Source organism: Kineococcus sp. TRM81007 (assembly GCF_022669155.1).
Taxonomy (GTDB): Bacteria; Actinomycetota; Actinomycetes; order Actinomycetales; family Kineococcaceae; genus Kineococcus.
On sequence record NZ_JALBVB010000044.1, the window covers coordinates 15,209 to 26,841 of the forward strand.

Annotated in this window: 12 protein-coding genes and 1 pseudogene; 7 read left to right on the top strand and 6 right to left on the bottom strand. The window is 74.9% G+C overall.

The genetic code is table 11. The features are described 5' to 3' along the window. Nucleotides 1-93: 93 nt before the first annotated feature. Entirely contained in the window at nt 94-1,095 is a 1,002-nt protein-coding gene (locus tag MN205_RS07625; protein ID WP_242125902.1) for an AraC family transcriptional regulator, read from the bottom strand. A gap of 123 nt (nt 1,096-1,218) precedes the next feature. Here MN205_RS07625 and MN205_RS07630 point away from each other — a divergent pair, with 123 nt between their 5' ends. Together MN205_RS07630 and MN205_RS07635 are read left to right on the top strand one after the other, a co-directional pair. After that, nucleotides 1,219-2,025, top strand: a complete 807-nt coding sequence (locus tag MN205_RS07630; RefSeq protein ID WP_242125905.1) for an NAD(P)H-dependent oxidoreductase — start codon at nt 1,219-1,221, stop codon at nt 2,023-2,025. 208 nt (nt 2,026-2,233) lie between these two features. Next, nucleotides 2,234-2,461 carry a hypothetical protein gene (locus tag MN205_RS07635; RefSeq protein WP_242125906.1) on the top strand — a complete coding sequence of 76 codons (228 nt, stop codon included), beginning with the start codon at nt 2,234-2,236 and terminating at the stop codon, nt 2,459-2,461. A gap of 329 nt (nt 2,462-2,790) precedes the next feature. On the opposite strand, the pseudogene MN205_RS07640 reads toward MN205_RS07635, so the two are convergent. Further along, a pseudogene (locus MN205_RS07640) lies at nt 2,791-3,221 on the bottom strand (dihydrofolate reductase family protein). Nucleotides 3,222-3,426: 205 nt separating this feature from the next. Next, nucleotides 3,427-3,894 (bottom strand): hypothetical protein, encoded by a 468-nt coding sequence (locus MN205_RS07645; protein ID WP_242125908.1) that lies wholly within the window; start codon nt 3,892-3,894, stop codon nt 3,427-3,429. Between the two features lie 404 nt (nt 3,895-4,298). Between MN205_RS07645 and MN205_RS07650 the strand changes: the two genes are divergently transcribed. Continuing rightward, on the top strand, nt 4,299-5,195 hold the full coding sequence (locus MN205_RS07650; RefSeq protein WP_242125910.1) for a hypothetical protein: 897 nt from the start codon (nt 4,299-4,301) through the stop codon (nt 5,193-5,195). A gap of 49 nt (nt 5,196-5,244) precedes the next feature. Next, the gene (locus MN205_RS07655; RefSeq protein WP_242125912.1) at nt 5,245-6,183 is read left to right on the top strand and encodes a Gfo/Idh/MocA family protein; all 939 of its coding nucleotides are present in this window, start codon (nt 5,245-5,247) and stop codon (nt 6,181-6,183) included. A gap of 4 nt (nt 6,184-6,187) precedes the next feature. Here MN205_RS07655 and MN205_RS07660 read toward each other — a convergent pair whose 3' ends face one another. Next, nucleotides 6,188-6,511 (bottom strand): hypothetical protein, encoded by a 324-nt coding sequence (locus tag MN205_RS07660; protein WP_242125915.1) that lies wholly within the window; start codon nt 6,509-6,511, stop codon nt 6,188-6,190. Next, nucleotides 6,508-7,410: a mycothiol conjugate amidase Mca gene (gene mca / locus MN205_RS07665; protein WP_242125917.1), complete on the bottom strand. Its 903-nt coding sequence runs from the start codon at nt 7,408-7,410 to the stop codon at nt 6,508-6,510. The genes MN205_RS07660 and mca overlap by 4 nt, the downstream gene beginning before the upstream one ends. A gap of 135 nt (nt 7,411-7,545) precedes the next feature. Here mca and MN205_RS07670 point away from each other — a divergent pair, with 135 nt between their 5' ends. Continuing rightward, nucleotides 7,546-7,965 (top strand): DUF4307 domain-containing protein, encoded by a 420-nt coding sequence (locus MN205_RS07670; protein WP_242125919.1) that lies wholly within the window; start codon nt 7,546-7,548, stop codon nt 7,963-7,965. A gap of 151 nt (nt 7,966-8,116) precedes the next feature. Next, on the top strand, nt 8,117-8,614 hold the full coding sequence (gene greA / locus MN205_RS07675; RefSeq protein ID WP_242125921.1) for a transcription elongation factor GreA: 498 nt from the start codon (nt 8,117-8,119) through the stop codon (nt 8,612-8,614). 64 nt (nt 8,615-8,678) lie between these two features. On the opposite strand, the gene MN205_RS07680 is transcribed toward greA, so the two are convergent. Then, on the bottom strand, nt 8,679-9,950 hold the full coding sequence (locus MN205_RS07680) for an AI-2E family transporter (RefSeq protein ID WP_242125923.1): 1,272 nt from the start codon (nt 9,948-9,950) through the stop codon (nt 8,679-8,681). Between the two features lie 135 nt (nt 9,951-10,085). Here MN205_RS07680 and MN205_RS07685 point away from each other — a divergent pair, with 135 nt between their 5' ends. Next, nucleotides 10,086-11,528 (top strand): sigma 54-interacting transcriptional regulator, encoded by a 1,443-nt coding sequence (locus MN205_RS07685; protein WP_242125925.1) that lies wholly within the window; start codon nt 10,086-10,088, stop codon nt 11,526-11,528. Nucleotides 11,529-11,633 lie beyond the last annotated feature (105 nt).

Consider the following 11,633-nt stretch of genomic DNA (forward strand, 5'->3'; position numbering starts at 1 on the left):
GGCCACGGCTGCGACACCGGCCGGCGACGACCGCGCGCGCGAAACGCCGCGATCGGTCGACGTCGCATCAGCTCTCGACGACGCGCCCCGCGTTCACGGACGGCGACCGCCCGAGCCGGCGCGGGCAGCAACGGGCGGTTCAGCCTCCGGCGAGGCGGTGGTCGTCAGCCGCCGGAACTCACTGGGGCTGACACCCCGGACCCTCTTGAACGCTGCGCTGAAGCCGAACGGATCGGAGTACCCCACGGTGCGCGCGACGTGCGCGACGGTCGCCGACGGCTGCTCGAGGAGCAGGTCCGCGGCGAGCGTCATGCGCCAGCGCGTGAGGTAGGTCAGCGGCGGTTCGCCGACCAGGTCGCTGAACCTCTTGGCCAGCGTCGCGCGCGACACCCCGGCGCGCTCGGCCAGCGCGGCGACCGTCCAGGGTGCCGCCGGCTCGGCGTGCAGCAGTCGCAGCGCGTTCCCGGCCACCGGATCGCGCTGGGCGGCCCACCAGCCGGGCGACCGGACACCGGGCCGGTCGAAGAACTCGCGCAGCGTGCAGACCAGCACCCAGTCCAGCAACCGGTCGAGGACGACCTGCTGACCCGGGGCGTCGACGGCGACCTCGGCCGCGAGGACGTCCAGCACGGGGTCGGTCGCACCACCGGCGCCCACGCGCAGCACGACGGGCAGCGCCTCCAGCAGCCTGCGGCCGATCTCACCCCGCGCCGGGTAGGCGCCGACGATCAGCGTCGTCGCACCGCTCTCGTCGTCTCGGGACCCACCGGGGTCGTGCCACCCCAGCCGGTGCCGGGTGCCGCCCTGCTCAGGGGTGGCGCAGTCCGTCCCGCACACGATCGGGACGGCCCCGGTGCCGACCTCGTCGACGAAGGTGAAGGTTCCCGGACCACGCACGAGGACCGTCTCGTGGGCGCCGACCCGTTCCGGCGGTTCGTGCTCCGGCACGATCCAGCCCGCTCCCGTCAGGACGGTGCACAGGGTCAGCGGAGCACCGTCCACGAAGTGCAGCGCCCAGGGCGCGGTCAGGGTCGAGCTGCCGAACAACGAGCCGTGAGCCCGCACTCCACGGATCAGGTCGCTGAAGGCGTCCACCCGAGCCAGGTTAGACGACCGCACATGGTTCTTCGCGTCTCACCCATGGATGCGTCCGGACCGCTCCCGTTGGATCGAGACCGTGAGCACGGACGACCGACGACCCACGACAGGAGCGACCCCATGACGATCACGCACCCACCCACGCCCGGTACCGCCCTGTGGGTGTACGCGCACCCTCGCCGCGGATCCCTGAACGACCGCCTCTTCCGGGAGGGGACGGCGGCGTTGTCCACCCGCTACGAGGTGCTGACCTCCGACCTGTACGCCCGGGGCTTCGACCCCGTCCTCGGCGCCCGCGACCTCGGGGACCTCGCCGAGGAGCCCGTGAACATCCCCGAACTGGTGGGCGAGAGGTACACCCGGGGGGAACTACCCGCCGACGTGCGCGAGGAACAGGCCAAGCTCGCGGCTGCGGAACTGCTCGTCGTGCAGTTCCCCCTGTGGTGGTACGGGCCGCCGGCGATCCTGAAGGGCTGGTTCGACCGGGTCCTCACCAGCGGGTTCGCCTACGGCGACATCGATCCCGAACTCGGGGTCCCGCGGCGCTACGGCGACGGCGGCCTGGTCGGGCGCAGGGCCCTCGTCGTCGTGACCGCGGGGGAGGACGCGCGCTCCATCGGCCCTCGCGGCATCAGCGGCGACCTGGAGTCCCTGCTGTTCCCCCTGACTCACGGCGTGCTCTGGTACGTGGGCATCGAGACCCTCGACCTGCACGTGGTCCACGACGCCGACGCGCTGGGAGCCGCGGGGGTCGATCAGGAGGTGGAGCGCCTGCGGAAGAGGCTGCGCACCGTCGACACCGAGCCGGCGCGGCGGTTCCGGCGCTTGCGCGACGGTGACTACCGGGAAACCCGTGCCCTGCGCGCGGACCTCCTGCCCGAGCGCATCGACCTCGGCATCCACCTCGCCCCTCCTGACTGGTCCTGACCGCACCCCGGTGCCGGCGGCGGCCACACGCTCGGTGGCGGCCACCGCGAACAGGTCGTACGGCGCCGACGGGCGGAAGGTGGTCACGGCGCCTGCCAGCACGCCTCGACGGCTCTCCGTGGCTGCAGGGCTCGGAACGCGCCTGTCCTCCCGGACGTCGAAGCGCAACCGCAGGTGATCCCCGACCGCTGGTGAGGAGCGTGGAGCGGTGACCCGTCACCCGGTGGCTGGTGTCCTGGTGCGCACGGCTCTGCTGACGGCCTGCTCGAACTCCTCAGCATCAGCGAGCCTGCGAGGACCTCTGCTGGTCTCAGGAGGCAGCTGGGACGCGGGGATGGCCGCCCAGGTGGGCGGACAGCTCGCTCGGGTCGAGGTGGGCTCGGAAGCGGTCGTCTTCAACGTGGGCAGCACCGTCAGCACTGAACCGGTGCTCTGAACAGCCGCCGACGTCGATCACCCGCAGGGACCTCGACCGCCCGGCCAGGGCTCGAGCGAGGGTGTGGGCCACCAGGTCGCAGCGCCACCGCACCCTGCGGAGCAGCAGCACCTCGCGACAGAACCTGACGATCCTCCGCTCACGCAGCCCCTGACACGCCGGGCGCCTGCGACCGCCGCCGGCTTCGCGGGAACAGCGCTGCACCTCGGAGTTCGCGATCGACACGGCGGTGCGGGGATCGATCGGACAGCAGCGCACCGAACCAGCACCAGGGCCGCCGCGAGCCGGTCGCAGCGCCCCCCGACCAGCGCGGCAGCCGGAAACGGGTGTCAGGTCCCGTTGCGCACGGCGTGGCGCACGTGCACCGCGCCGTTGCCGAACCGTCGATGGTCCAGCAGCTCGAGGTCGGGTCGGACGCCCCTGGGGAGCGCCGGTTTGCCGCCGCCGACACCTCTGCGAGCGTCGAGGAGTAGACGACCTTGTCGGCGTCGCGCCAGATCTCCGCGTCCTCGCGGACGACGGCCGGTTCAGTCGTCAACCAGTCGTCGCTCTCCCAGACGCGCATGGTCTCGTACGTGCGTCGGCCGTGGAGCGACGTACCGATGTGCCGCTCGTGCTCGTTCCAGAACGCGTGCACCTCCTCGTCAGGCACGGACCAGTCGAAGGAACCGTCCTCGTCCTCGAGGTAGCCGTCGAGCGAGGTGTTGGCTGCGTGGATCAGCTTGCCCCCGGGTGCCTCCGGCCGGACGGGGGGACACAGCTTCCACCGCCACGGCGTCACCGGCAACAGGCATCGACGGTCGGACCGGCGGGCCTTCCGCCTCGAGCAGGAGCCCGGGTGGGAACCGATCGCGGGGAGGAGGTCCGCCGGCGCTCGGTCGCGGCGCCGACCCGGCGCTCCACCGGCCACCACCTGCGTGCCCACAGGGCTCAGCGGGCCCCGAGCCCGGGACGGTCCAGCTGGATCACCGGCGCCTGCGTCCGGTCGCCGCCACCGCCACCGCCGCGCAGGCAGCAGCCAGCACCGACAGCGCGGCACCCACCACCGCCATCCCCACCGTCACCGGGCTCCACGTCGACGACGGCGGGGCGATGCCCAGGTCACTGGCGTGCTCGTACAGGTTCCTCCCCGTCCCGAAGCCGGGCACCACGATGCTGGCGGCCACACCCGCGCACGCCAGCACCAGCACGCTGACGTGGGCCGTCAGCACCAGCGCAGCCGGTGCACCCGCCACCCGGCGCGCCACCCACCGCCCCAGTGCCACACCCCCCAGCGTCCACGCCGCCACCGCCGCCAGCCAGCAGCCGACGGTCACCGCCAGCGACCACCACACCCCGGCCGGAGCGCTGGCGTACAGACGGCCCAGGTCCGGGTGGACGGTCTGTGCCGGCTCCACCACCAGCAGCACCGTCAGCCCCGCAGCAGTGACCACGGCAGGACCTGCGACCAGGAGAGGACTGCTGCCCCCCGCGCTGCTGGCGGTCCTCGGCTCGGGCACCACTCCACCGTGCCAGCCCGCTGCCACCACGACAGCCGCCCGCGTGATCTCGCCACCCGATCTGCACAGACCCGCGCGCGGTCACGGGACCCGGTTTCACGGACGTGACGCTGTCGTGGACGGTGAGGACCGTTCCTGGCGTGCGGTCAGGCGTCCTCTCGCGACCGGTGCACACCTCACGACGACTGCAGCAGCCGGCCGACGTCCGCGGGCCCACCGAGGGTGCGCCGAAGTAGGCTGCCCCTCGCACGGACCCGGCCCGACCCGGGTGTGCGGGCGGGCCCCTGCGGCCGGCACGGCGCCGAGGGGAGCAGCACGACGGACGAGGGCGCGAGCGGATGAGCACGGAGGCCCTGGCGGTCCGCTTCAGAGCCGCCTGCGCCCGGTACGCCGAACGCGCTCACCCCGAACTGGACGCCACAGCGCTCGCGACCGCTTGCCGCGACGTGCTCAACGACGACTCCACCGCTGACCTCACCGCCGGCCTCCCCGTCGACGGCGTCAGCATCACCATCACCAGCCACGACCCGTGGCGCCTGCCCGTCGGAGCCAGCGACCCCGCGGCCGCTGCCGCCGAGCGCTGGCAGTTCACCAGTGGAGGAGGACCCAGCACCCGCTCCTGGGCCACCGGCGAGCCCGTCGTCACCGATCGGGAACTGCTGCAGCGCGCGTGGCCGGTGCTGCACGACCTCCTGCACCGCCACACCCCCTACCGCAGCACCGTCACCCTGCCCCTCCACCTGCCCCGGCAGCCGTCCCAGCAGCACGGCGAGCCCGCACGAGGGGTCGTGGACCTGTACTTCCACCGCGAGCGACCGGTCACGTCCTCCGGCCCCGGTGCCACCCCGTCCGCCGGGCTGGCCCGCGCACAGGCGGTCGCCGCGCTGATCAGCACCGAGCTGTGGGGCTCCGAGGCGCCCACGCCCGAGGTGCTCGGCTCCCCCGGCGCCGGCACCACCGCGCCACCCGCCGGCCGCGGCCCCGGCCGAGCCCCGACCCACCCGGCCCACCCCGGCCAGCCGGCGTGGATGGACGCCCCCGGCGCGCGGCGCCGCCAGCGCGTGTGGATGGTCCTCAGCATGGCCCGTCAAGCGCTGCGGACCCCCGACGCCGACGCCTTGGCCCTGCTGCGCGCCACCGCCTACACCCGGGACCGCACCCTCGAAGCGCTCGCCGACGAGATCGTCGAAGGTCACGTGCCCCTGCGATCGCTGCACACCCCACCCCACGCGTGAACGACCACCGCCGCTCGTCCGCGGACCCCGGTGCGGCAGGGTGGTCGCCGTGAGCGATGCACCGCGACGGTTCGGGGTCCTCGGCACCGGCCACTGGGCCGAGACCTGCCACGGGGCGGCGCTGGCCGCCCACCCGGACGTGGAGCTGGTCGGTTTCGCCGGCCGTGACCCCGCGAGGGCCGCCGAGGTGGCGGACCGGGTGGGCGGGCGCGGTTTCGCCTCCCCCGACGAGCTGATCGGGGCCGTGGACGCGGTGACGATCGCGCTGCCGCCGGACGTCCAGGCGCCGCTGGCCGCGCGGGCGGCGCGCGCGGGCCGGCACGTGCTGGTGGAGAAGCCGCTGGCGCTGGACCTGCCCGCCGCCGACGACGTGGTGGCGGCCGTCCGGGAGGGCGGCGTCGCCTCGCTCGTGCACACGACGTACCTGTTCCAGCCGGACATCACGGACTGGCTGGAGCAGATGCGTGCCCTGGCCGCCGAGCACGGCCCGTGGGAGGGGGCGATCGCCCGCTGGGCGGGCACGATCGACGCCCCCGGCAACCCCTACGGTGCCTCGGCGTGGCGGCGCGAGCGCGGGGGCCTGTGGGACACCGGCCCGCACGCGCTGTCGGTGCTGCTGGAGCTGCTGCCGCCGGTGGAGCGGGTCAGCGCCGGCCGCGGTGCCCGCGACGCGGTGAACGCGGCGCTGGAGCACACCGGTGGGGCGGGCAGCGCGCTGTCGCTGACGCTGACGGCACCGGCCGGTGCGGGCGGCTCGTTCGCCGCGGTGTGGGGGCCGGGCGGGCGGCACGACATGCCGCGCTTCCACGGCACCGTGCAGGACGGGTTCGCCCGCGCCGTGGACCGGTTGCGCGCGGCCGCCGCCACCGGCGTGCCGGACGCGCTGGACGCCGCGTGCGCGCGGGACGCGGTGGCGGTGCTGGCGGCGGTGGAGGAGCACCTGGCGCGGCCGGTGGGTGAGCGCACCACGCCCGTGGCGCGGCGCTGAGGGCTCAGCCCTCCCGGCCGCCGGGCCGGTCCGCGGGGGGCTCGGCGGCCCCCTCGCCGTTCACCGCGCGCGCGGCGGTCCCGGCGCGCTCCTCGGCCTCCAGCCGGGCCCGCTGGTTCACGCGCTGCACCCGCCGGGCCATGCCGCGCCCGATGAAGTACACGGCGACCGCCAGGAGGAAGAAGGAGATGAAGCCCCCCAGGCCGGGGGTGACGAGGTCCGCGTCCACCGTGCTCTCGGTGGGCACCGGGCCGTCGGTGACGGTCGCCGTGGAGGTCTCCGCGGCGGGGGTCGCCGCGAGCGGGAGCGGGCCGCCGGCCGCGATCACGCCGGGCCCCGCTCGCGCAGGCCGGCGAACAGGTCGTCCTCGGGCACCTCGGTGGGCACGTGGGAGACGGCCAGGTGGTAGTCCTCCGTGGGCCACAGCTCGCGCTGCATCTCCAGCGGCACGCCGAAGAAGAACCCGTCGGGGTCGATCTGGGTGGCGTGGGCGAGCAGGGCGCGGTCGCGGGTCTCGAAGAAGTCAGCGCACTCGACGCGCGTGGTGATCTCCAGCTCGACGCGCTTCGGCGCGGTGGGGTCCGCCTCCATCTTCTCCACGCGCTCGATCCACTCGCCGTAGGGCGACTCCAGGCCGCGGGCGAGCAGCGCCTCGTGGAAGGCCGTCATCCGGGCCCGCGAGAAGTTCGCGTGGTAGTAGAGCTTGGAGGTGCGCCACGCCTCGCCGGCCAGCGGGAAGCGGGCGGGGTCGGCGGCGGCGTCGAACGCGGCGCGCGAGACCCTGTGGCACATGATGTGGTCCGGGTGCGGGTAGCCGCCGGACTCGTCGTACGTCGTCATCACGTGGGGGCGGAACTCGCGCACGACGTGCACGAGCGCGTTGACGGTGAACTCCTCCGGCTCCAGCGCGAAGCAGCCCGCCGGCAGCGGCGGCAGCGGGTCGCCCTCGGGCAGGCCGGAGTCGACGTAGCCGAGCCAGCGGTGCTGCACGCCGAGGACGCGGGCGGCCTCGGCCATCTCCCGCCGCCGGTACTCGGCCATGTCGCGCAGCATGCGCGGGTCGCCCTGCAGGCGCGGGTTGAGCACGTCGCCGCGCTCACCGCCGGTGCACGACACGACGAGGACCTCCACGCCCTCGGCCGCGTAGCGCGCCATCGACGCGGCGCCCTTGCTCGACTCGTCGTCCGGGTGGGCGTGCACGGCCATCAGCCGCAGCGTCTCCGCCACTGGCGCTCCTCCTCCACTTCCCCGCGTCGCTGCCCCGCCCGCGGCGGGTGCGACCATCGGTGCACATCCTCGCCCACCGCACCGACAGACCGGGACACCCCCCTCGGGGAGGTCCCCCCACCCCGGGAGCAGCACGTGCCCAGCCACACCACCGACGACCTGCTCGCCGCGCGCTACGGACGCCGCCCGCGCCCGTCCAGGCCGTGGTACCGCAGGCCCCTGCCGCTGGCCGCTGCCGTCCTGGGCGCGGTGCTGGTGCTGGCGTACGGCGCGTGGGTGGCGGTGTGGCAGACGCAGGGGCCGGCCACCACCGTGATCGGCTACGACGTCCTGGGCGACCGCGCCGTCGAGCTGCGCTTCTCGGTCGCCCGCGATCCGGGCACGACCGTGCAGTGCACCGTGCACGCCCTCGACGCCTCGTCCGCGGAGGTGGGGCTGCTGCGGGTGGACGTGCCCGCCGGCACCGAGCGCGAGGTGCAGCGCACGGTGGAGATCCGCACCACGTCCCGCGCGGCGACGGCGCTGGTGGAGTCGTGCTCGCAGGTGCGGGGCTGACCGGCCGCCCGCGCCGAGCGGTGGATGGCCGGGCGGTGGCGGGCTAACGTTGTCCCTTCGAGTCGCTCGCCCCCCGGTCGCGGGGCCGGGCGACTCGGCGTTTGAGGGCGGGCAGCAGGTCCCGCCCGGAGGAGCCCGACGAGGAGTGATCGTGAGCGAGACGACCAGCGGCGGCGTCACCTGGCTGACCCAGGACGCCTACGACCGGCTGAAGGCCGAGTACGAGCACCTGTCCGGCCCGGGCCGCACCGAGCTCGCCAAGCGCATCGAGCAGGCCCGCGAGGAGGGCGACCTCAAGGAGAACGCCGGCTACCACGCCGCCAAGGAGGAGCAGGGCAAGCAGGAGCTGCGCATCCGGCAGCTGCGCCGGCTCCTGGAGACCGCGCAGGTGGGCGAGGCGGCCCCCTCGGCGAACGGCGAGGTCACGCTGGGCTCGGTGGTGACGGTGGAGCTGGCGGGCGACGAGATGCGCTTCCTGCTGGGCAGCCGGGAGGTCGGCGACGCCGGGGGCCTGGACGTCTACAGCGAGCGCTCCCCGCTGGGCGCGGCCGTGCTGGGCCGCCAGCCGGGCGACGAGGTGGCCTACACCGCCCCCAACGGCCGGGACATCCCGGTGAAGGTCCTGAAGGTGGAGCCCTTCACCGGGTGAGCACCGCCCCGGCGCGACGGCGCCCCGGCACCCGCGGGNGCCGGGGCGCGCCCGCGCCGGGCGGTCAGCGCCGCACGTGCGGCTCACGGCCGTCCTCGTGCTCGGTGCCGTCGTTGCGCGCGGGTCGCTCCGGGGCCAGCGGCGCGCCGGAGTCCTCGATCCCGGCGACCTCCTCGGTGCGCCGGCCGCCGCGCGCCAGGGCGCTGACGCCGGTGTTGAGCACCGCCACCAGCGGCACGGCGAACAGCGCCCCGACGATGCCGAAGACGGTGGCGCCGGCGGCGACGGCGAGGATGACGGCCAGCGGGTGCACCGCCACGGCGCGGCCCATGAGGAACGGCTGCAGCACGTGGCTCTCGATCTGCTGCACGGCCACGACGACCCCGAGCATGATCAGCGCGGTGACGGGACCCTGCGCGACGAGCGCGACGAGGACCGCCACGGCCCCCGACAGCAGGGCGCCGATGATGGGGATGAACGCGCCGAGGAACACCAGCAGGCCCAGGGGGACCGCCAGCGGCACCTGGAGGATCGCCGCCCCGATCGCGACGCCCGCGCCGTCCGCGAACGCCACCACGATGGTGGCGCGCATGTAGTGCGTGAGCGTGACCCAGGACTGCCGGGCGGCGTCGTCGAGGCGCTCGCGCGCCGGCGGCGGGAACAGGCGCAGCAGCCACGACCACAGGCGCCGGCCCTCCAGCAGGTAGAAGAACGTCGCGAACAGGGCGATGAAGATCCCGGCGACGACGTGCCCGGCGGTGGAGACGACGCCGGTGGCACCGGAGAGGATGGCGTCGCGGTTTGCCGCCAGCGCGTCCTGCGCCTGGTCCACGTAGCCGGACAGGGCCGCGGAGGACACCTGCAGCGGTCCGGTGGCCAGCCAGTCCACGACCTCGTCGATGCCCCGGCTGGCGGAGTCGGACAGGTCCGCGAAGCCGTCGGCGGCCCGGGTGCCGATGAGGGTGACGAGCCCCGCCACGACGGCCAGCGCCAGCAGCATCGTCAGCGCGGTCGCCAGCGCCCGCGGCACCCCGCGGGCGTGCCCCCACGCGACGAGGGGGTTGAGCAGGGCGGTGATCAGCAGGGCCACGAGGACGGGGATGAACACCGTGGAGACGTAGCTGAGCCCGTACGCGAGGACGACCGCGGCGGCGGTGATCGCCACCACCCGCCAGGACCACTCGGCGGCGGTGCGCAGGGCGGGGCTGACGTAGGGGTGGTGGGGGCTCGGGTGCAGGGCGTCGTCGGGTTCCCGCTCCGGCCCGGGGGCGGCGCGCTGCTCCACGCGCAGGTCCACCGGTGCGGCGGCGCGGTCGTGGGGGCGGGACTGCGGCATGCGGCCCATCGTGCTGGTCGCGACCACCGGCGGCGCGCCGAGCGGGCGGGGTGCGCGCGCACCGGGGCGCACGGGCGCCGCACCGGGAGCGCGGGAGGGGGTGTGGGCGCGACGGAACGGACGTAGGTTCGGCGGGTGAGCAACCGGGACTCCACCGCGACGGCCGCCACCCTCCCCCTCGAACCCCCCGCGCACCTGCCGCGCACGCTCGGCGAGCTGCGTGCCGCCGGCCACGAGCACGTCGGCGTCAAGCAGGAGCTGCGCCGCAACCTGCTGGCCCGGATGCGCGCCGGCGAGGACCGCTTCCCCGGTGTGCTCGGCTACGAGGACACCGTCGCCCCGGAGCTGGAGCGGGCGCTCCTGGCCGGGCACGACGTGGTGCTGCTGGGTGAGCGCGGGCAGGGCAAGACGCGCCTGCTGCGCTCGCTGGTGGGTCTGCTGGACGAGTGGACGCCCGTGATCGACGGCAGCGAGCTGAACGAGCACCCCTACGCACCGCTGACGCCGGCCTCGCGCCGGCGGGTGCGCGAGGAGGGCGAGGACCTGCCGGTGGCGTGGCTGCACCGCTCGCTGCGCTACGGCGAGAAGCTCGCCACCCCGGACACCTCGGTGGGGGACCTCATCGGCGACGTGGACCCGGTGAAGGTGGCCGAGGGCCGGGCGCTGGGCGACCCGGAGACCATCCACTTCGGCCTGGTGCCGCGCACCAACCGCGGCATCTTCGCGATCAACGAGCTGCCGGACCTGGCCGAGCGCATCCAGGTGTCGCTGCTGAACGTGCTGGAGGAGCGCGACATCCAGGTGCGCGGCTACCAGCTGCGCCTGCCGCTGGACCTGCTGCTGGTGGCGAGCGCGAACCCGGAGGACTACACCAACCGCGGGCGCATCATCACGCCGCTGAAGGACCGCTTCGGCGCGGAGGTGCGCACCCACTACCCGCTCGAGGTGGAGCTGGAGGTGGACCTGGTGCGCCAGGAGGCGCAGACGGTCGCGGAGGTGCCCGACCACCTGCTGGAGGTGCTGGCCCGCTTCACGCGGGCGGTGCGCGAGTCCCCGGCGGTGGACCCGGCGTCGGGGGTCTCGGCGCGCTTCTCCATCGCGGCGGCCGAGACGGTCGCGGCGGCGGCGCTGCGGCGCGCCGCGCTCGCCGGTGAGGACGGCGAGCCGGTGGCGCGGGTGGGCGACCTGCACACGGTCGTGAGCGTGCTGGGCGGCAAGGTGGAGTTCGAGCAGGGCGAGGAGGGCCGCGAGGCGGAGGTGCTGGAGCACCTGCTGCGCACCTCGGTGGCGGAGACGTACCGGGCGCGGCTGGGGGGTGCGGAGCTGTCGGGGTTCAGCGCGCTGGTCACCGACGGCCGCACCGTCGAGACGGGCGACCTGGTGCCGGCGGAGCGGCTGCTGGAGCAGGTGGGGACGGTGCCTGGGCTGGCGCAGGTGCTGGACCGCCTGGGGCTGGGTGACGAGCCGACACCGCAGCGGGCCGCGTCGGGCGTGGAGTTCGTGCTGGAGGCCCTGCACCTGACGCGTCGGCTGGACAAGGTGGTGCTGGAGGACGGGCGCACCGTCTACGGCAGCTGACGCACCCGCCCGGCCCCGCTGGGTCAACAGACGTCACGGTGCGCGACGACGTTCCCCCCGGTGAGGTACTCGGTGTACCCGATCGGGTGCAGGCAGTTTGCTCAG